The following is a 20,922-nucleotide window of genomic DNA, read 5'->3' on the forward strand; positions in this document are numbered from 1 at the left end:
GCGGTAGGGTGGCCGCCCGCTCGGGTCCGGGGTTTCGGTGGGCCCTTTCGACGCATGCCGCGGAGGAATACGGGGCGAGCCGACGGCGGCGCCGTGGACGGACGGAAGCGAGCCGGAAACGGCTCGAGAACGGCTCCGGAGCGGAGGCATCAGGGTTCGCATCAGGGATTTTGTCAGGGTTTCCCTCCGGGTCCGAATCGGGGTCCGGGCAGGGTCGGCCCTTCGTTTTCCGGACCCGTCCGGGCGGAACACAACGATCAACGGTCCATCGGCGGACCGATCGACGGGCCGGATCGGCGGGGAACGGAAAGGGGCGGATCACGTGCGAGGAATCAGGTTCCGTGGCAGTGCCGGTGACATCGGCGGTCGCGGTGGGGCGGATGGCCGTGCAGGCGTTGGCACCGCCGAATCGGCAGAGGGAACGGGGCCGGGGCGGCGGTCCGGGGCGCCCCGGGGCGCCGACCGCGGCCCGACGGGAGCGGCGTCGACGGGCACGGACCGCCCCGGTCGGACGGGGACGCTCCTCCGTACGGGCGGCGGGCCGCCCACCGGCCCGCCGCCCAGGGCCGCCACGGCACCGTCGAGCGGAGCGGTGGCGGAGGTGGTGCCGCGGTCGGCTCCGGCCGGGCTTCGGCTCGGCGTCCTGAGGCTCTACCAAGTCGTGCTCGCGCAGCTCGCGTTCGGACTGCTCCTGGTCGGGGCCACGAGCGGCCGCCCGTGGCGTGCCACTGCCTGCGCGGTGGCGGGTGGTCTCTGCTGCGTGGCCCTCACCCGCCGGAAGGGGCGGGCGCTGCCCGCACGGCTGGTGTCGGCGACGGCCTTACGGGCCCGGAGGCGCCGGGCCGGCGGGGCGAGGACCGCGACGGGCGCTCCACCTGGAACGGCGCTCCTGGTGGAGTGCGAACCGGCCCTGCGCACATGGGCCTTCACCGGGGGCAGGGACCGACGTCCGGTGGGGATGATCGGCGACGGAGCCTTTCTGACGGCACTCGTACGAGTGGATCCCGAATGCACCGCACTGCGCCGGGACCGGTCCGGACACCCGCTGCCCCTGTCCCTGGTCCGTGCGGCCCTGGACACCGACGGGATCCTCCTGGAGTCGGCCCAGGTGGTGCAGTTCACCCGACCCGCACCCGCGACCCACCTGCCGGAACACTCCCTGGCCGTCCGCAACTACGCCCCGCTGCAGGCCCGTACCGGCACCCCGGCGGTCCGTCTCACCTGGATCGCGTTGAAGCTGGACCCCGCCCTGTGCGAAGCGGCCGTGACCGCCCGCGGCGGGGGTGCGCTCGGGGCACAGCGGGCTCTGGTGCGGGTGGCCGATCAGTTGGCCGGGCGCCTGTCGGGCGCCGGGTTCGGGGCGACGGTGCTGACCGAGCCGGAGCTCGTGGCGGCCCTGGCGGTGTCCTGCTGCGCGAACCCGCTGGCGGCGGACCGGGCGGGCCGGGCCGGCACCCCGGTCCGCCGCACCGAGGAGCGGTCCCGTAGTTGGCGGTGTGACGACCGCGTGCACGCCACCTACCGGGTGGCGCGCTGGCCGCGCCTCGGCGGCGCTTCGGCTCCGCTCCCCCGGTTCGCGGCGTTGCTGAGCGCGGGCCCGGCCCTGGCCACCCACCTGAGTGTGACCTTGCGCCCGGGTCCGCGCGGCGACGTGCTCCTCAGCGGTCATGTGCGCCTCACCGGCCGCAACGAGGAAGAGCTCGCGGCGGCGCGGGCCGAGCTCGAACGCACGGCACGCGGGGTACGGGCCGGTCTCGTCCCCTTCGACGGCGAGCAGCTCCCCGGTGTGTTGGCCTCGCTCCCGCTGGGCGGTGTCCGCTGATGCGGGCCCTGACGGCGCGGGCGCCGGGCACGTGGTGGAGCCGGCGGGGTGCGCGCGGTTCCGCGTCCGACCGACACCTGGTGACGGCCTCCGAACTGGACGCACTGGCCCTGCCCGTGGGGGATGACGGGGTGGTGATCGGCGTGGACGAGGACGGTCTGCCGGCGGTGCTGGGCGTGGCTCGTCCGACGCCGTACGGGGTCACGCTCGTCGGCGGGCTGTGGGCGGCGCAGGTCCTGGCCCTGCGCGCGGCCGCGACCGGTGTGCGGGTCGCCGTCGAGACCGGGCGGTCACCGTCGTGGGCCCCACTGGCCCGGGCGGCGGGCGGTGACCAGCAGTGCGTCACCGTGCACGCCGTGGGGCGGGTCCCGGCCCTGGGCTCGTCCGTCGCACAGCCGGTGCTGGTGCTGCGGGACTGCGGGGCGAGTCCGCCTCGGGGCACGGTGCCGCCCCGTCCCTGGCAGACGGTCCTGACCCTGCTGCCCCACCTCGGCCGGGTGGCGCCCGGGTTGTTGCGGCGGGCCGACCTGGTCGGACTGGAACGGGTCTCCCCCGAGGAGGCCGGCGAAGCGGGCCGCGTGCTGGAGCTCCCCGGGCCCCTGGTGGAGGCCCTGCCGGGCCTGGGCGCCGGAGTGACCCTCTGGTGCGCGGCGCGGGACCGTCGGTTCGCCGTCACCGAACCGACGGAAGAGGAGCGGGGCCTCCTGGGGGAACCACGACGCGTGGACTGATCGGCGGTCCAGGGCTGGACGGACAGCGGCCGCGGGCACCGCACCGGCGCCCGCTCAGACGTCCGCACCGATGGCGTCGGCCGGGCGGGAGAGGGGGCGATCACTGCTCCCGCTACTGCTCGCGCCGCACGCGGTATCGGAGGAAGACGACCTGGGAGGAGAAGGTGCGGGATTCGGTGAGTTCCAGATCGACGTGGCGTTCCCGGTGGGCGAAGAAGGGGGTGCCACCGCCCACGAGAACCGGCAGGAGGCGCAGGCGGTACTCGTCGATGAGGTCCAGGGCGGCGGCCTGCGTGGCGAGGGCCGCGCCACCGATCGCGATGTCGCCCTCGCCGGGCAGGGCGCGCAACCGGGCGATCTCCTCGGCCAGGCCGCCGGAGGCCAGGCGGGCGTTGCCGCGCACGCTGGTGAGGGTGGTGGAGAAGACCACCTTGGGGAGCCCGTTCCAGAGCTCGGTCCACTCCCGCGTCGCCTCGTCCTGGTCCGGCCCCTGGTCGGCGGTCTCCCAGTACAGCATCGTCTCGTACAGGCGCCGGCCGAGGAGGTGCACGTCCACGCCGCGGACCTCGTCGATGATGAAGCGGAAGACCTCCTCGTCGGGATCCTTCCAGTCGAAGCGGCCGTCCGGGCCGATGATGTAACCGTCCAGGGACAGGCCCATCGAGTAGGTCACTTTGCGCATCGGTGTCCTCCTCCGTGCTCCTCGCGAACGGTCCGACCCTAGGGCCGCTTCCGGTGTCGCGTCCCGGGAGGGGCGACCGACGCGCGGGGGCGGGGAGGGTGGTGGTCGGTTCGGCCTCTTTCGGGTTCCGTCCGGGGGGAGTTCATCCCGGAGCCCGTTCGGGGGCGGGCGGGCGCGATTAGTCTGACGGTGGGGGTGCCCGCCGTGTCCGGGATCGTTCCGGGGTGTCATGGGGGGCAGGTACGCGAACAGAGCAGGAGGGCCAGTGGACCGCGATCGGAGCGAGGGCCGCGAGGGGGCCCGGGAGGGCCCGACGGACGATCAGTCCGGCGCGGCGCCCGAACGGACGGGCGAGTTCACCATCGACTACACGCCACCCGCCTGGTATCTGGAGGGTCCGGCGGGTTCCCCTCCCCCGGGTGTACCCGGTCTGCCGCCCAACAGCGGCTTCGAACCTTGGACTTCCTCGCCGCCTCCCGTGGACGATCCGCCCCGGGTGGCGGACGAAGACGCTGCGGACGGACAGACTGCGGCCGGAGCGGCTGGGACGGGAGAGGCCGCGGCGGGTGAATCCGCGGTCGTACGGGCACCGGAGGCCGAGTTCGGTACGCCTCCGGAACCGATTCGGGACTCGACACCGACTCCGGCTTCGGAGAAGGCTCTTGGGACGGGGCAGACGGGGGCCGCCGACGCCCTGTCACACGGGGCCGATGGTTCCCGCCCCGCCGAGGCGGCGGGCGAGTACGGCTTCAGGGTGGGGACCGTCGCTGCCGCGGGGTACGGGGAACCGCGTGGAGCGGCGCCCGGGCCGGGCGCGGCGGGGCCTGCCGCGCCGGAGGACGGCCGGGGTGCGTCGCCGGACGGGACGTTGCGGTCGGAGCGGACCATGCGGATCCCGCCGGTGCGGCGGCCCGCGGCTCGGTCGGACGCGGACACCGGATCGGGTGAACCGGGGGCCGGATCGGACTCCACCGGTACAGGTGACGCAGGCCGGCACCCGGAGGTCTTCGGCGCGACGGACGTGGGCCCGGCCGGCGGGGCGCCGTGGCCCGCGCACCACGAGGCGGAAGCTCGGCCGCCACGGCACGAGGTCTCGTCGCCTCCTCCGGCCGACGCCCCCTTCGGCTCCGATCGACCGCTGCGAGAAGACGCACCCCGTGAGGGCGCACCCCGGAGGGACGTGCACCTCCAGGTGGGCCCACCGGACGCAGCGGCCGGACCCGACGTGTCGGTGGTCGGGCCCGACGTGTCGGTGGTCGGGGGTGCCTCGCACGGGTACGCGGGCGAGGAACCTGCCCCGGAGGACCGGGCGGGAGCCCCGGTCCGGGCGGTTCACCCGTACGGGTCTCCGCACGAGGCTCCGCGCTCTGCCTACGGGCCTGCGGACGAGTACTCCTCCGGGCCGCGCGCCGAGGACGACCGCGCTGCCCCCGTGCCCCTCGACTCCGGCCCCGGACCTGCCTCCGGATCCACCTCCGGACCGGTCCCGGAAGCCGAGCCGGGGCCCGAGTCCGTGCCGCCGCTGCGGGACGCCGTCCCCCGGCCGGTACAAGCAGCTCCCGCTCCGGCCGGTTCCTCGGCGGCGCCGGGGCAGGCCACGGCCGGCGTGGCCGACGACGCGCTCGCGCCCCCTCCGGCTCCGTCCCTCTCTCCCGCCCCCGGGCCCTCCCCGGCGTCGGCAAACGCGCCCATCCCAGGGGGCGGGTCGTGGCCGGTTCCTCCCGCCACCGCCCCTGGTAGGGCCCCTGCGGCTCCGCCGCCGATGCCCGCATCGCCCGGATTCGGACCGCCCCCGGGCGTCGGTCCCGGAGCGGTGCCCGACGCCGCGCCCCCCGCCGGTCCCGAGGTCGGACCGGAGTACGGGTACCCGTCCGGCTACGGCGCCGCCGGCGGCGGGGTCGCCGGGCAGGCCGCGGGAGGGGGAGCGCCGCTCGGTTACACGGCCGCGGTGGAGCTGTCCTCCGACCGGCTGTTGCGCAACCGGCAGAAGACACGCGGCGGGCGCGGCGGAGGGTTGTTCAAGTTCGTCGGGAGGGCCGCGGAGGCGGAGCGCCGGCAGCGGGAGGAGCTGATCCGCACGCCGGTCACCTCCTGCTACCGCATCGCGGTCATCAGCCTGAAGGGCGGCGTCGGGAAGACGACGACCACCACGGCCCTGGGTGCCACCCTGGCCACCGTCCGCAGGGACAAGATCCTGGCGATCGACGCCAACCCGGACGCCGGGACCCTGGGCCGTCGGGTCCGGCGGGAGACCACGGCCACCATCCGCGACCTGGTGCAGGCCATCCCGTACCTCCAGTCGTACATGGACATCCGGCAGTTCACCTCCCAGGCCCCCTCCGGGCTGGAGATCATCGCGAACGACGTGGACCCGGCGGTCTCCACCACCTTCGACGACGAGGACTACCGGCGGGTGATCGGAGCCCTGGGTCGGCAGTACCCGGTGATCCTCACGGACTCCGGGACCGGGCTGCTGTACTCCGCCATGCGCGGGGTGCTCGATCTCGCGGACCAGTTGATCATCGTGTCCACTCCGTCCGTGGACGGCGCCAGCAGTGCCAGCACCACCCTGGACTGGCTCACGGCGAACGGGTACGCGGACCTCGTCGCACGATCCCTGACGGTGATCTCGGGGGTGCGCGAGACCGGTCGGATGATCAAGGTGGACGACATCGTGCGGCACTTCGAGACCCGGTGCCGCGGGGTGGTCGTGGTGCCCTTCGACGAACACCTCGCCGCCGGGGCAGAAGTGGACCTCGAACTCCTGCGGCCGCGGGCCCGCGAGGCGTACTTCCGGCTCGCCGCGCTCGTGGCCGAGGACTTCGTCCGGGCCCAGCAGGCCCGCGGCCCCGCGCCCTGGGGCCGCCCTCCGGGGCCCGCTCCCGCCCCGACCCCCGCTCCCCCGACCGCCGTCTCCCCCGGCGCACCTCCCCCGGGCGATCCCGTCCCGGCGGCACCGCCCGCCGCGGTGCCGCCCCACACGGCTGCGCCCCACACGACTCCGGCCTACGGGGCTCCGGCCTATGGGGTACCAGCCCACCAAGGTCCGACGTACGGGGCCCCGGCCCACGGGTGGCCGGGCCGGGAAGTGCCGCACTCCGCGACGCCGCCGCCCGGAATCCCGGCCGCCCGGAGCCCGTACGCCGGGCCGGGCGGATCGACGGGTCCGGGCCCGGCAGCGCGTCCCGGACCGTCCGTCCCGGACCCCCGGCTGGGCCCGCCCTCCGCACCCGTACCGGCGCCTCCCGTCCCCTCGCCCGCGCCTCCCCTGCCGGCGCCCCGGTCCTCCGGACCTGTCGCGCCTTCCGGACCGGTGGTCCCGCCCGGGCCACCCGGAGCGCCGGAGCCGGAGCCCGAGCCGGAGCCCGAGCACCCAGGGCAGGGTCAGGCGCGGACCTGAGAGGTCCTGGCCCGCGCCGGGGCGGTCGCCCGGACATGGCGAAGGGCCCGCGCTCCGCCGGTCGGGCGGGCGCGGGCCCTTCGGGTGGTCTCGTGTGCCGTCTGGTCTCGTGTGTCGTCGTCCGGGCGCGGCTCAGCGGGCCGCGTCGTACGCCTCGGTCAGGGCGCGGGACCGCTTCACGTCGTCCGCGATGGCCTCCAGCAGGCCCTCCAGCGACTCGAACTTGGCCATTCCTCGGACGTAGGCGAGGAAGTCCACGGTCACGTGCAGCCCGTACAGGTCCAGTCCGACCCGGTCGATGGCGTAGGCCTCGACGGTCCGCTCGGTGCCGTCGAACTGCGGGTTCGTACCGACGGAGATGGCGGCGGGCATCCGCTCGCCGTTCGCGGTCAGCCAGCCCGCGTACACGCCGTCGGCGGGGACGGCGGTGTGCGGGAGCGTCTCGACGTTGGCCGTCGGGTAGCCCAGCTCGCGGCCGCGCTGCGCGCCGCGGACCACGACGCCCTCGACCCGGTGGGGGCGACCGAGGATCTCCGCCGCGCCCTCCACGTCCCCTTCGGCGACCAGCTTGCGGGTGAGCGTGGAGGAGAAGGGCACGCCGCCGCCCGCCGTCCCGCTGACGAACAGATCGATGACCTCGACCTCGTAGTCGTAGGTGGCGCCCTGCTCGGCCAGGTAGGCGGTGTTGCCCGCGGCCCGGTGGCCGAAGCGGAAGTTGGGGCCCTCGATGACCGTCTTCGCGTGCAGGGCCTCGACCAGCACCTTCACGATGAAGTCGGCCGGGGACAGCTGCGAGAACTCCGAGGTGAAGGGCAGCACGAGGACGGCGTCCACGCCCAGCTCGGCCATCAGCTCGGCGCGGCGGTGGTGCGGGGCGAGCAGCGGCGGGTGGCTGCCGGGGCGGACCACCTCGCTGGGGTGCGGGTCGAAGGTGACCACGACGGACGGCAAGCCCAGTTCCCGGGCCCGCTCGACGGCACGGCCGATGATCAGCTGGTGCCCGCGGTGCACTCCGTCGTAGGAGCCGATGGTGACGACGCTGCGTCCCCAGTCCTGGGGGATGTCCTCCAAGCCACGCCAGCGCTGCACTGTGACCGCTCCTCGCCCGAACCCTGTAGTGAATCCTGTACCCGTCCGCGTCATCGCACGTGGCGCGATTACGCAGGACTAAGACTGCCATGCCCGTGCCTCCGCCCACTCATCGGCATCGGGCTGGGATCAGGTTCGTGCCGCGGCGGCCAGCGACTCCAGGGTGCGGCGGGCGCTCGGCCCGAGCAGGGCCGACCACGCCTCGGGCTCCGCCCTGAGCCCGTCCACGAGCAGCGCGGCGAAAGCGGGCGACTCCCGGGCCGCCCCGACCACCCCCCGGTCCAGCACCTCGGCACCCGCCGCGGTGCGCAGCAGGCCCCGCGCGGTCGCCCGGACCAGTGCGGCGGTCGCCTCGGGGCCTCGGGCCGCGTGGTGACGGGCGGCCGCGCCGAGGAGCGCGGCCAGGACCTCGTGGTCGGTCTCCCCTTCCAGCAGCGCGTCGAGGAGCAGGGCCCGCGCTCCGGCAGACGACGCCCGTCCCGTGCACGCGCCGGTGGCCGTTCCCCTGACCGTTCCCGTCGGCTCGGCCTCGGGTGCCGTCGGGGCGGGACCGGGGGCGGCCAGCACGGGCGCGAGGGCCGCGCGCAGGCCGGGCGGGTGCTCCCGCAGCGCACGGAGGACGAACGGAACGGGGTCCTCGCGGGGAGCGGGTGTCCGGTCCAGACGGTGGGCGACGTACGCGGCGGCGTGGGCGTGGGCGGTGGGTCCGGGGCGGTGGGCGAGGTAGTCGAGGAGCAGGCCCTCGGCGCGCCGGACCGGCTCGTCACCCGTGACCGCCGCCAGGGCCAGGACGACCTCCCCTTCGGGGTCGAGGTCCGGCTCGAAAACAGGAACGGGAACCGGAACGGGAGCGGAAGGGGAAGGGGAAGCGGGTGGCGGGATCGTGCCGCGATCGGGCGGGAGGCAGCCGTGCAGGCGGCCCCGGAACGCCTCGACCACCGGTCCGGGATGGCTGGCCAGAGCCGGGGTGAGGGCGTCGGCGGGCAACCGGGGGTCACGGGCGGCGAACCGTCGCAGGGCGGCGGGCAGGTAGCGGGTCCGGGTGTCGGGGTCACGGACGAGGAGGCCCAGCGCGGCACCGTGCAGGACTCCGTCCTCGGGCCGGGCCAGCAGGGCGAGTGCGGCGTAGCGGAGCAGTTCTCGGTCGGCGGGGGCGGTCACGTGCGGGGCGGCGGCCGGTCCGTACACGGCGGCCGCGACCCGGCGTTCCGGGCGCGGATCGTGCGACCAGCGGTCCACGGCCCGGCACAGTACGGCGGGCTCCTCCTCCGCGAGGGCGGCGAGGAGTTGGTCGGCGCGCGGGTGGGCGCGGGCCACCAGGCTCTCGGTGAGGTCGTCCGGGGCGAGCCGCCGGTGCGTGAACAACAACGCCTGGGCCGCGGTGGCCACGGTGGCCCCGGGCCTGCCGCGCAGGGCGCGCTCGTCGTCGAACCACAGGCAGAGCAGACGCTGCACGCCCCTCGGATCCCGTACGAGCCGCCCGGCCGCCACCTCGATGAACCGGGCGGGGTCGAGCGCGAGGGCGGACGGTGGCGGCGTCGCCGTGACCGCGGCCCGATGCGTGCGCCCGGCAGCGGGAGCGGAACCATCGGGGAGCGCGGGTGCGCCACTTGTATCGGAAGGCGTCACGGGAGCGGGCGTCCGCCGGGCTCCGGGTCCGGGTCCGGGTCCGGGTCCGGGTCCGGGTCCGGGTCCGGATCTGGGTCCGGGTCCGGGTCCGGGTCCCACTCCGGCTCCGGATCCGGGTCCGCTCATGTCCACGGAAACGCGCGCCGGGGCGGCCTCGGAGCACCCTTCCCGAATCGCGGGGGCCGGTTCGGGCGCCCATGTGGGCACAGGCGCGGGCCTTGGCGCAGGCATGGGTGCGGGGGCGGATGCGGGTACGGGTGGCTCGTGCTGCGGCCCGGAGTCCGGTTCCGGTGACTCGGAAGGGAGCCCCGGGCCCGCTTCAGGGCCGCCCGTTCCCGGGTGGCGGGGTGGCGCGGGGGTGACGGGTCCGGTGTCCCGGGGCGGGGTCGGGGTCGGGGCCTGGCGCTGCACGGGAACCGAACCCGTCGTGCCACTACCGGCCCCGGTCGCGCCCCCTGCCGGTCGACCCGGACGCGCACCTGCTCGCCGCGCGGCCTCGGCCGCGGCGACGGGAACCAGGTCCAGCGGGAGTGGGGTGGCCGTGACGATCCGGGCCTCGGCGGCAGGGTACGGGCTCCCTTCCGGCGCGGAGGATACGACGATGGGCCCGGGGGAGGGCGCGGCGCCCTGCGGGCGGACCGCCGGTACCGCCTCGGGAGCGAGGGGGGATGCCCCCGACGCGCCCACCGCAGGTGCCCGCGCGGACAGGAGATCGGGCCGAACGCCTCGTGGGTCGGTCGCCGAGGGACGAGTGCCGGGCCGGAGGCCGGGGCCCGTACCGGAGGGGGTACCGGGACGGAAACCGGCCCCGACCTCGTCGCCCTTCGCTCCGTCGTGCGCACCCCCGTCGCGCGTACCCCCGTGGCGCTCTCCCCCACTGGGCCCTGATCCGTTCCGTTGGCACACGATCCCGGCCTCAGGGGCCCCTCGGAGCGCTGCCACGGAACTGCGAACCGGCTCCGTCCACGAAGGGACACGGCCCTCGCCGGCCCCCGCCGCACCCGGGCCCACCTCCGCACCTCCACCCCCGCCCGCAGCGATGCCCGTACTCGTCCCCCGGTGACCGGTCGCCTCCGCCCAGGGGGGCCGGCGGGCGGCGGACGGCGGTGGGTCCGAAGGGAGGAGGCGACGGAGCAGGTCGAGACGGAGGGGTTCGGGAACGGGCAACCGGTCCCAGAACCAACCGCCGAACTCCCCCGGGCCGGCCTGCGCCACGTGCTCCGCCAAGGCGTGCAGAACGTTCAGCTGCTCCGCCGCGTCCTCGCGCCGCAACAGCGTGTCGGCGAGCAACCGCCCCGCCCACCACCGCGCCTCCGCACCCGCACCGCCCGCACCCCCAGCACCGGCACCGGCACCGGCACCGGCACCGGCACCGGCACCGCGGCCTTCCGGGTCTCCCTCCCCCGCAAGCGCGTTCAGGGCCCTGATCAGACGGAGCAGGTGGGGCGTCACGACGCCCGGGTCGGCGGGACGCAACAGGGCCTCACGGACCGGACCGAGGCGGTGCCGAGGCACCGATCCGGGCGCCGACCCGAGGGTCGATCCCGATACCGCCCCGGGCACCTCCCGGAACCCCGACTCCTCACCGCCACCCCCGCCCTGCGCCGTCCCCACGGGGAGTTCCCCGGGCAGCGGTACGAGCGACGGGAGGGCCGCCGTCAGGTCCAGATGGGCTCCCTGGAGCCAGTCCCCGAGCCCCTCGTGCCCGAAGCGGTACCCGTCGTTGCGGCCGCCTCCGGCACGGTCCTCGATCAGGAGCCTCTCGGTGAGGACCGCAGCCGCCCAGCCCCCGGCCCGGGGGAAGAGCGCGTCGAAGGAGGCCCGGTCGAGAAGGCCGCGGTCCGAGGCCAGGCTGCGCCGTGCGGCCTCGTGCACCCGCCCCGCCACCCGGACGGCGAGCCTCGCCGTCGCCCGCCCGCCCGGCCCGACCCCGGCCCCGGCCCCGGCCCCGGCCCCGACACCAGCCGCGCCCCGCACCCCACCCCCACCCCCGACTCCGACCCGGTGTCCGAGCACCGCGGCCGCGATCCGCAGGCAGGCCAGGTCCAGGTACGCGCCGTACACCTCGGCCCGACCGGGGCGGCCGCCCGTCACCCCCGCCGCCCGGACCTCGGCCAGCAGCCGCAGGGTGAGGGGGTGATCCGCGTCTCCGGCGGCCGAAGCCCCCTCCGGGACGGCGTACCTCGCCCGCAGCACAGCGGCCTGCTCCGGCGGAAGCCCGGCGATGCCCACGGCTGGCGGCATGCGGGGGGCCGGGTCGACCGGCCGGTGCAGGGCCCCTCCGGGCCAGTGGCGGCCCGCGGTCTCCCAGTGTTCCGGGCGACAGGCCAGCACCAGGCGCGTCCCCGTGTCCCGCAACCAGGCCGCGGTGCCCATCGTCCAGTCCGACAGCCGCTCCGCGAGCGCGGCGGGCATCTCCTCGGGCCCGTCGAGGAGAATCAGGAGCGGCCGGCCCGCCGCCCGCCCCACCGCCGCCACCCGCTCCCCGGCACCGGCACCGGCACCGGCACCCCCCGCCCCGTCGAAACCGGCGCCAACACCGCCGTCACCCTCGCCGCCGGCCGCCCCACCGGCCGTCGCCCTCAGGGCACGGTCCACCGCCGCCGCGAGCGAGGCGTCGGCGGAGCGGAGGGCCGATCCGGTGAGGAACAGCGTGGGAGCCGGGGCGTGCCCGCCGGTACGGCGGGCCGCCAGCGCGCGGAGCTCCGTGGTGCGGCCGGTCCCCGGATCCCCCACCAGGGCACAGACCGACGCCTCCCCCTCCTCGAACCGCCCGAACTCCCGCACCACCTCGGGCCGTTCGACGGTGAAGGGAGACCACGCCTCCCCCCGCCTCGCGCCTCCGGGATCACCCTCCCCCGCACCGCGCCCGCCACGTCCGTGACGCCCGTCTCGCCCGTCCGCCAGCCGCAGGGCCCCCGCAAGGTTGAGGTCGGGCCCGTAGGCGGGGACCGTGCGGGTGTTGCGGTCCAGGAGCCGGGCCAGCGGACCGGACGGGCTCCCGGCGGCGAGGGCCCGCAACGGCACGGCGAATCCGGCAGAGCGGTGCTCCGAGCGCACGGCCGTCACCAGGACGGCGAGCACCGCACCCGTCTCGGCGTCGAGGACCGGTCCGCCGGCCGGTTCGCCGCCGACACGGAGGGCGTCGCTGCCGTCCGTGCCGAGGGCCAGGGCGAGGCCCGCGCCGAGCGGGTGGGTACGGCCGTCGCCCGCCACGTGCGCGAGCGGGACGCGGCCGAGGATCCGGGCCTGCCGCCAGCCCCGGGCCGGGACCCGCACGTACGTGCCGGGCGGCACCGGGTCCCGCGGGCTCACCGGCAAGGGGCCCAGTCCGAGGCCCTCCGTGCGGATCAGGGCCAGTCCGGACTCCGGCAAGGGCAGCAGGGCACCCTCCCCGGCCGTCCAGCTCCGGCCCCGCGGCCCGTGCACGACCACCTCGCCGAGGCCGTCCACCGCTTCGTGGGCGGTCAGCACCGTGCCGAGCAGGTCCACGAGGAACCCCGAGCCCCGGATCCGTCCGGCGGAATCGCAGATCCGGACCAGAGGGAGCTCCGCCTGCCCCGGCCGGACGCCGTCCTCCCCCGGGCGGTCGCGCCCGTCACCGAGCCGGTCCGGCCCGGCCGGTCCGTTCGTACCGCCCCGCCCGACCAGCCCCGCCATCCCGACCTCCCGCGCTCCCGTAGAGCGGAAGGCTGCTCAGAAAGGATCAGCGATATGGCGCCATGGCCGAATGCGCCCCCTTGCGCTCCCTCTCTTCACTCCGAGCGCCTGCTCGGACGGGTGAATAGCGGGTGTCGAATGGATAGAGACCGTCCGGGGGGGTGCGAGGGGGGTCCTGGAGCGGTGGGCGGTCGGAGGGGGAGCGCCCACCGCTCCACGGGCGGAACACGTCGACGCACGGGCGGAACACGAGGGCGGAACACGATCGCCCCGGGGAGGAACACCGGCCGCGCACGGAGCCGGCACCTCGGCCGCGACACTCCGGAAACGCCGGTGCGCCCCGGCCGAAACCGGAGCGCACACGGAGCACGAGCCATCCCGAGGACCGTCAGTCCTCAGCTCTCAGCTTTCAGAACTCAGCCGTCGGACCTCAAACCTCAGACATCGGACCGCAGCCCTCGACCGTCCGCCCTCGACCCTCAGACGAACACGGCGAGCGACTTCGCCTTGCCGCCCTTGCTCTCGACCAGGGCCAGCAGCTTGCCGTCGGGACCGAAGACCGCGACCGTGCCCGAGCCGTACGCCTCCGGCATCTCCAGCCGGACCCCGTTGCCCAGCAGGCGGGCCCGCTTCTCGTCGAGGTCCCAGCGCGGGTAGGCCGCGGCCGCCGCCTCGCCTATCGGCATGACGGTCAGCTCCTCCTGGAGCTGGTCCAGGGTCCGCGCGCGGTCGATCTTGTACGGGCCGACGCGGGTGCGTCGCAGCGCCGTGAGGTGTCCGCCGACGCCGAGACCGGCACCGAGGTCGCGGGCCAGGGCGCGGATGTACGTGCCGCTGGAGCAGACCACGGAGACCACGAGGTCGACGACCTTGGTGCCGTCCTCGGCCTCCGCCTCGCGCATGTCGTAGACCTGGAACGAGGAGATCGTGACCGGTCGGGCCGGGATCTCGAATTCCTCGCCGTCGCGGGCCCGCTTGTACGAGCGGACGCCGTCGATCTTGATGGCGCTGACCTTGGACGGGACCTGCATGATCGCGCCGGTCAGCTCGGCGATCCCCGCGTCCACGGCCTCACGGGTGACCGCGGAGGCGTCGGTGGCGGAGGTGATGTCGCCCTCGGCGTCGTCGGTCAGCGTGTTCTGGCCGAGCCGGATGGTGCCGAGGTACTCCTTCTCGGTCAGCGCGAGGTGGCCGAGGAGCTTGGTGGCCTTCTCGACGCCGAGGACGAGGACCCCGGTCGCCATGGGGTCGAGGGTGCCGGCGTGGCCGACGCGGCGGGTCTTGGCGATGCCCCGCATCTTGGCCACGACGTCGTGCGAGGTGAACCCGGCCGGCTTGTCGACGATGACCAGGCCGTCCGGGGTCCTCTGCTGGTTGGTGCTCATTCCGCGGCGTCGTCCTCGTCCTGCTTCTTGTACGGGTCGGCTTCACCCGCGTAGCTGGCACCGGAGGAGGACTGGCGCACCTGCTCGTCGGAGGCGCGCACCTGGTCGAGGAGGTCCTCGATGTTCTTGGCGGTCTCCGGGAGGGCGTCCGCCACGAAGGTCAGCGTCGGCGTGAACTTGATGCCCGCCGCCTGGCCGACCGCCGAGCGCAGCATGCCCTTGGCGCTCTCCAGGCCCTTCGCCGCGGCTTCCCGCTCTTCCTCGTCACCGTAGACCGTGTAGAAGACCGTGGCCTCCCGCAGGTCGCCGGTGACCCGGGTGTCGGTGATCGTCACGTGCGTACCGAGGCGCGGGTCCTTGATACCGCGCTGCAGCTTCTGGGCGACCACCTCCCGGATGAGGTCCGCCAGTTTCTTCGCCCGCGCGTTGTCGGCCACTGGTCCGTCTCCTTCTTTTCCTTGCTTTCAGTCTTCATCACCGTGGAGCCTGCGTCGCACCGACAGCAGCTCCACCTCCGGACGGGCCGCGACCAGCCGCTCACAGCGGTCGAGCACGTCCGAGAGGAACCCCGCGTCCCCCGACACCAGGGCCACCCCGATGCGGGCCCTGCGGTGGAGGTCCTGGTCGCCCACCTCCGCCGCGCTCACGGAGAACTTGCGCTGGAGCTCGGCCACGATGGGCCGGACGACGGAGCGTTTCTCCTTCAGCGAGTGGACGTCGCCGAGGAGCAGATCGAAGGACAGAGTCCCCACGTACATGCAGATCCGGATGTCCCGCCGGTTCGGGTTCGGTGACCTGCCGGCCGTCGCTCGGCAGGGACACCAGAACCGTACACGCAACGGCCGGGGCCGATCGACGGAAATTCCGCCGACCGGCCCCGGTCACGACACGGTCGCGTGTGCCTCGCGTCAGGCGCGGGGCTTCTCCCGCATCTCGTAGGTCGCGATGACGTCGTCGATCTTGATGTCGTTGAAGTTTCCGAGGTTGATACCACCCTCGAAGCCTTCGCGGATCTCGGTGACGTCGTCCTTGAAGCGCCGCAGGCCCACGATGTTGAGGCTCTCGGCGATGACCTTGCCGTCGCGGATGAGGCGCGCCTTGGTGTTGCGCTTGACCTCGCCCGAGCGGATGAGGACACCGGCGATGTTGCCCAGCTTGGACGAGCGGAAGACCTCGCGGATCTCCGCCGTACCGAGCTCGACCTCTTCGTACTCCGGCTTCAGCATGCCCTTCAGGGCCGCCTCGATCTCCTCGATGGCCTGGTAGATCACCGAGTAGTACCGGACGTCGACGCCCTCGCGCTCCGCCATCTGCGCGGCACGACCGGCCGCACGGACGTTGTAGCCGATGACGATGGCGTCGGAGCCCATCGCCAGGTCGATGTCGGACTCCGTGACCGCACCGACGCCGCGGTGCAGGACGCGGATGTCGACCTCTTCGCCGACGTCCAGCTGGAGCAGGGACGACTCCAGGGCCTCGACCGCACCGGACGCGTCGCCCTTGATGATGAGGTTGAGTTCCTGGACCAGACCGGCCTTGAGCACCTTGTCGAGGTCCTCGAGGGACACCCGGCGGGTGCGCTTGGCGAAGTTGGCGTTGCGCTCGCGCGCCGCCCGCTTCTCGGCGATCTGGCGGGCCGTGCGGTCCTCGTCGACGACGAGGAAGTTGTCGCCGGCGCCGGGGACGTTGGTGAGACCCAGGACCAGGACGGGGGTCGAGGGACCCGCCTCGTCGACGTTGTTGCCCTTGTCGTCGAGCATCGCCCGGACACGGCCGTACGCGTCGCCGACGACCATGGTGTCGCCGATGCGCAGGGTGCCGCGCTGGACCAGGACGGTGGAGACGGCACCACGGCCGCGGTCGAGGTGGGACTCGATCGCGATGCCCTGCGCGTCCTGCTCCGGGTTGGCCCGCAGGTCGAGCGAGGCGTCGGCGGTGAGGACGACGGCCTCCAGCAGGGAGTCGATGTGCAGACCCTGCTTGGCGGAGATGTCGACGAACATGGTGTCGCCGCCGTACTCCTCGGCCACCAGGCCGTACTCGGTCAGCTGACCGCGCACCTTGACCGGGTCGGCGCCCTCGACGTCGATCTTGTTGACCGCGACCACGATCGGCACGTCGGCCGCCTTGGCGTGGTTCAGCGCCTCGATCGTCTGCGGCATGACACCGTCGTTGGCCGCCACCACGAGGATCGCGATGTCGGTCGACTTGGCACCACGGGCACGCATGGCGGTGAACGCCTCGTGACCCGGGGTGTCGATGAAGGTGATCTTCCGGTCTTCGTCGTTGACCTGGGTGGAGACCTGGTAGGCACCGATGTGCTGGGTGATGCCACCGGCCTCGCCCGCGACCACGTTGGTCTTGCGGATCGCGTCGAGGAGTCGGGTCTTACCGTGGTCGACGTGACCCATGACGGTCACGACCGGCGGACGCGCGACGAGGAACTCCTCGCCGCCCTCGTCCTCGCCGAACTCGATGTCGAAGGACTCGAGCAGCTCGCGGTCCTCCTCCTCCGGGCTGACGATCTGAACCTGGTAGTTCATCTCGCCCGCGAGGAGCTGGAGGGTCTCGTCGGAGACGGACTGCGTGGCAGTGACCATCTCGCCGAGGTTCATCATGACCGCGACCAGCGACGCCGGGTTGGCGTTGATCTTCTCCGCGAAGTCGGTCAGGGAGGCACCGCGCGACAGGCGAACGGTCTCGCCGCCACCGCGGGGCAGCATCACGCCGCCCACGGACGGGGCCTGCATGGCCTCGTACTCCTGGCGCCGCTGACGCTTCGACTTGCGACCACGACGGGCCGGACCGCCGGGGCGACCGAAGGCACCCTGCGTGCCACCACGGGCACCGGGACCGCCGGGACGACCACCGAAGCCGGGACGACCGCCGCCGCCACCACCGGGGCCGCCGCCGAAGCCGCCGCCACCACCGGGACGCGGGCCGCCGAAGCCACCGCCGCCACCGGGACGACCGCCGCCACCGGGACCGGCCGGACGGCCGGCGAAGCCGCCGCCGCCGGGACGACCGGCACCGCCGCCGGGACGACCCGGAGCACCGCCGGGACGACCGCCGCCACCGGGACCGGGACGCGGGCCGGCAGCGGGACGCTGCGGCATCATGCCCGGGTTCGGACGGTTGCCGCCGGGGGCGCCGCCGGGACGCGGGGCACCGCCCTGCGGACGGGGCATGCCCGCGGGCGAAGGACGGGGACCGCCCTGACCGGGACCCTGCGGACGGGGACCGCCCTGACCGGCACCCTGCGGACGCGGGCCGCCCTGACCGGCGCCGGGGGCGCCGGGGCGCGGCGCGCCGCCGGGACGGGGCGCCTGCGGGCGCGCCATGCCGGTGGAACCGCCGGAGGTGAAGGGGTTGTTGCCCGGACGGGGACCGGCCGGACGGGCACCCGGACGCGGGGCCTGCTGACCGGGCTGGCCCGGACGGGCCGACTGCTGGCCGGCCGGACGCGGGGCACCCGGACGCGGGGCCTGCTGGCCCGGGGCGGCCGGACGCTGCTGGGCCGCGGGACGCGGACCCGGGGCAGCGGCCGCCGGACGCGCCGGGGCGGCCGGAGCCGACGGCGGCGCGGTGAACTCGGGAACCGCCGGAGCCGGAGCCGCCGGAGCGGGCTTCGGGGCGGGAGCCTTCGGGCCGGGACGCGGGCCGGAGGCGGCCGGGGTCACCGGGGCACCGGCGGACGGAGCCGCGGCGGCCGGCTTCGGCGCCGGGGCACCGGGCTTCGGCGCGCCGGGGCGCGGACCGGCCGGAGAAGGCTTGGGGGCGCCTGCCGCGGGCGCGGCGGGCGCGGGGGCGGCCTTGCGGGGCGCGCCAGGCTTGGCTGCGGGCTTGCCGGCGGTGCCGGGCCCCTGCAGCGCGTCAGTCAACTTGCGTACGACCGGCGCCTCGATCGTCGAGGACGCCGAACGGACGAATTCACCGAGTTCTTGGAGCTTGGCCATGACGACCTTGCTCTCAACCCCGAACTCCTTGGCGAGTTCGTATACCCGGACCTTAGCCACTTCGCTCCTTTTAGGTCCGGTTACCGCCGGACCGTCGCTACTTCATGGGCGTACTCATCGCGTACTCATCGAGTGCTCATCGCAATCTCGACCTACTTCCAACTCGCGAGGTACCTGACCGCACGGGAGACCCGTGCCGTACTTCTTCTTACGGTGTCGCCTCGATCACCGTGCGCAGAGCCGCGGTGTCGAGCGTTCCCTGGACCCGGAGGGCCCGGGGGAACGCCCGGCGGCGGACCGCCTGGTCGAGGCAGACCAAGGCGGGGTGCACGTAGGCACCCCGGCCGGGCAGCGTACCGCGCGGATCCGGGACGCATGCGTCTCCGGCCGCCACGATGCGCAGCAGGTCGCTCTTGGCCGATCGCTCCCGACATCCCACGCAGGTGCGCTCAGGGCGTACCGGGGCTTGCGTCCGGCCAGACACGTTAAGTCTACCTCCCCGCACCGACCTCACCCCTCCGGGCGAAAAATCGAACGGATGTCGTCGCGATCCATCTCTACCGCCCGGGAACCTCCGGGCGGTAGCGAATTATTCCGGGCCCGGGCGGGACGGTGCTCCGCCCGGGCCGTCCGGTCACTCGCCGGCGGGCTCCGCCTGCTCGGTGTCGGGCCGGATGTCGATGCGCCAGCCGGTGAGCCGCGCGGCGAGGCGGGCGTTCTGGCCCTCCTTGCCGATGGCCAGCGACAGCTGGTAGTCGGGCACGGTCACCCGGGCGGACCGCTGACCGAGGTCCACGATCTCGACCCGGCTCACCCGGGCGGGGGACAGCGCGTTGGCCACCATCTCCGCCGGGTCGTCCGACCAGTCGACGATGTCGATCTTCTCGCCGTGCAGTTCCGCCATGACGTTGCGGACCCGGCCGCCCATCGGGCCGATGCAGGCGCCCTTGGGGTTCAGACCCGAACGGGTGGAACGGACCGCGATCTTGGTGCGGTGACCGGCCTCGCGGGCGATCGCGGCGATCTCGACGCTGCCGTCGGCGATCTCCGGGACCTCCAGCGCGAACAGCTTCTTGACCAGGTTCGGGTGGGTGCGGGACAGGGTCACGGAGGGACCCCGGACGCCCTTGGCCACGCGGACCACGTACGTGCGCAGGCGCAGCCCGTGCGTGTACTCCTCGCCGGGGACCTGCTCCTGCACCGGCAGGATGGCCTCCAGCTTGCCGATGTCGACCAGGACGTTCTTGGGGTCCTTGCCCTGCTGCACGACGCCCGTGATGACGTCGCCCTCGCGGCCCGCGAACTCGCCGAAGGTCAGGTCGTCCTCGGCGTCGCGCAGACGCTGCAGGATGACCTGCTTGGCGGTGGTGGCGGCGATCCGGCCGAAGCCCGACGGCGTGTCGTCGAACTCCTTGGCCTCCTGCCCCTCCTCCAGGTCCTGGGGGTCCTCCTTCGCCCACACGGTCACGTGGCCGTTGGTGCGGTCCAGCTCCACGCGGGCGCGGCGGCGGCTTCCCTCGGTGCGGTGGTACGCGATGAGGAGGGCCGACTCGATCGCCTCGACCAGCAGGTCGAAGGAGATCTCCTTCTCCCGGACCAGACCCCGAAGGGCGCTCATGTCGATGTCCACGGCTACGCCTCCTCTTCCTTCTTGTCGCTCTTGCGGTTGAACTCGATCTCGACACGCGCCTTGGCGATCTCCGAGAAGGCGATGCGGCGCTGCGTGGGCTTGCGACCCTTCAGGCCGGGGACCTCCAGGTCCAGGCCCTCCTCGTCGACGCCCAGGATGCGGGCCGTCAGCTCGCCGCCCTCGTTCGACAGGAACTTCACCAGGCGGCCGGTGGCGCGCACGTAGTGGCGGTGCTCGGTGAGCGGTCGGTCGGCCCCGGGGGAACCGACCTCCAGGACGTACTCGTCCTCGCCCATCACGTCGGTCTCGTCGAGCAGGTCGGAGATCTCACGGCTCAGCTCGGCGCAGGTGTCCAGCTCCACGCCCTCGTCGGAGTCCACGATGATCCGCAGCATGCGGCGCTTGCCCGCCCGGGACGTCTCGATCTCTTCGAGGTCCAGGCCCTTGGCGGCGGCCAGCGGTTCCAGCAGTTCGCGCAGCCTGTCGCTCTGGGTCGTGCTCATCCGGGTGACTCCTCGGCCGCGTGTGCTGTTGTGGTTTCGTCGCGTGTCAGGTCAAAGGGTATCCGGTCCCGGAGGGTGTTGCCGTCCGCCCTCGTGGCGGTCGACCCCGGTACGGTGATCACCTGTCCCGCCCCCGCCGCCCCACCGCCCCGGAGGACCGTCCGTGCCGCTCGCCCTGCCCTCGCGAAGAAGCCTGCTCACCGGCGCCGCGGGCGCGGCGGGCGCCGCCCTGCTCACGGGGTGCTCCGGGGACGGCGACAGCGCCGCCGTACGGCGGGTCGAGTCGCTCGAACGACGGATGCGCCTCGCGGCGGCCGCCCGCAGCTCCGCCCTCCTGGCCCGGTACGAGGCCACCCTCGCGGCCCACCCGGCCCTCGCCCCCCGGCTGGCCCCGCTGCGGGCGGCGGTCGCGGCGCACGCGGCGGCGCTCGCCCC

12 protein-coding genes and 3 pseudogenes are annotated in these 20,922 nt (G+C 74.5%); 5 read left to right on the plus strand and 10 right to left on the minus strand.

What is annotated here, in order from left to right:
- Window positions 1-661: 661 nt before the first annotated feature.
- A complete protein-coding gene (gene eccE, locus ABTZ17_RS18660; protein ID WP_352196739.1) occupies window positions 662-1,822 on the plus strand; it encodes a type VII secretion protein EccE in 1,161 nt (386 codons plus the stop codon).
- 80 nt (window positions 1,823-1,902) lie between these two features.
- Window positions 1,903-2,553 (plus strand): hypothetical protein, encoded by a 651-nt coding sequence (locus tag ABTZ17_RS18665; RefSeq protein ID WP_502994732.1) that lies wholly within the window; start codon window positions 1,903-1,905, stop codon window positions 2,551-2,553.
- A gap of 112 nt (window positions 2,554-2,665) precedes the next feature.
- Here the strand turns inward: ABTZ17_RS18665 and ABTZ17_RS18670 are convergent, their stop codons facing one another.
- Window positions 2,666-3,235: a dihydrofolate reductase family protein gene (locus tag ABTZ17_RS18670; RefSeq protein WP_352196740.1), complete on the minus strand. Its 570-nt coding sequence runs from the start codon at window positions 3,233-3,235 to the stop codon at window positions 2,666-2,668.
- A gap of 229 nt (window positions 3,236-3,464) precedes the next feature.
- On the opposite strand from ABTZ17_RS18670, the pseudogene ABTZ17_RS18675 reads away from it, so the two are divergent.
- A pseudogene (locus ABTZ17_RS18675) lies at window positions 3,465-3,617 on the plus strand (SCO5717 family growth-regulating ATPase); the annotation flags it as partial.
- 1,044 nt (window positions 3,618-4,661) lie between these two features.
- A pseudogene (locus ABTZ17_RS18680) lies at window positions 4,662-6,635 on the plus strand (MinD/ParA family ATP-binding protein); the annotation flags it as partial.
- A 132-nt stretch (window positions 6,636-6,767) separates the two neighbouring features.
- On the opposite strand, the gene ABTZ17_RS18685 reads toward ABTZ17_RS18680, so the two are convergent.
- The 9 genes from ABTZ17_RS18685 to rimP all read right to left on the minus strand — a co-directional run bounded on the left by ABTZ17_RS18685 (window position 6,768) and on the right by rimP (window position 20,487).
- A complete protein-coding gene (locus ABTZ17_RS18685) occupies window positions 6,768-7,724 on the minus strand; it encodes a bifunctional riboflavin kinase/FAD synthetase (protein WP_352196741.1) in 957 nt (318 codons plus the stop codon).
- A gap of 129 nt (window positions 7,725-7,853) precedes the next feature.
- Complete coding sequence (locus tag ABTZ17_RS18690) at window positions 7,854-9,179, minus strand: hypothetical protein (RefSeq protein WP_352196752.1); 1,326 nt, start codon at window positions 9,177-9,179, stop codon at window positions 7,854-7,856.
- A gap of 4,313 nt (window positions 9,180-13,492) precedes the next feature.
- Window positions 13,493-14,398: a tRNA pseudouridine(55) synthase TruB gene (gene truB / locus ABTZ17_RS18700; protein ID WP_352196742.1), complete on the minus strand. Its 906-nt coding sequence runs from the start codon at window positions 14,396-14,398 to the stop codon at window positions 13,493-13,495.
- Complete coding sequence (gene rbfA / locus ABTZ17_RS18705) at window positions 14,395-14,835, minus strand: 30S ribosome-binding factor RbfA (RefSeq protein ID WP_352196743.1); 441 nt, start codon at window positions 14,833-14,835, stop codon at window positions 14,395-14,397. Before rbfA ends, truB begins: the two co-directional genes overlap by 4 nt.
- A 27-nt stretch (window positions 14,836-14,862) precedes the next feature.
- A complete protein-coding gene (locus tag ABTZ17_RS18710) occupies window positions 14,863-15,156 on the minus strand; it encodes a DUF503 domain-containing protein (RefSeq protein WP_030651158.1) in 294 nt (97 codons plus the stop codon).
- 150 nt (window positions 15,157-15,306) lie between these two features.
- Window positions 15,307-18,414, minus strand: coding sequence for a translation initiation factor IF-2 (gene infB, locus ABTZ17_RS18715; protein ID WP_352196744.1), 3,108 nt, complete (start codon window positions 18,412-18,414; stop codon window positions 15,307-15,309).
- A 148-nt stretch (window positions 18,415-18,562) separates the two neighbouring features.
- The gene (locus tag ABTZ17_RS18720) at window positions 18,563-18,838 is read right to left on the minus strand and encodes a YlxR family protein (RefSeq protein WP_352196745.1); all 276 of its coding nucleotides are present in this window, start codon (window positions 18,836-18,838) and stop codon (window positions 18,563-18,565) included.
- A 150-nt stretch (window positions 18,839-18,988) separates the two neighbouring features.
- Window positions 18,989-19,984: a transcription termination factor NusA gene (nusA, locus tag ABTZ17_RS18725; protein ID WP_352196746.1), complete on the minus strand. Its 996-nt coding sequence runs from the start codon at window positions 19,982-19,984 to the stop codon at window positions 18,989-18,991.
- Window positions 19,985-19,986: 2 nt separating this feature from the next.
- Window positions 19,987-20,487, minus strand: coding sequence for a ribosome maturation factor RimP (gene rimP / locus ABTZ17_RS18730; protein ID WP_352196747.1), 501 nt, complete (start codon window positions 20,485-20,487; stop codon window positions 19,987-19,989).
- A gap of 163 nt (window positions 20,488-20,650) precedes the next feature.
- Here rimP and ABTZ17_RS18735 point away from each other — a divergent pair.
- Window positions 20,651-20,922, plus strand: a pseudogene (locus tag ABTZ17_RS18735) (hypothetical protein); the annotation flags it as partial.

The sequence above is a fragment of the Streptomyces sp. NPDC097619 genome (assembly GCF_040302735.1).
Classification (GTDB): domain Bacteria; phylum Actinomycetota; class Actinomycetes; order Streptomycetales; family Streptomycetaceae; genus Streptomyces.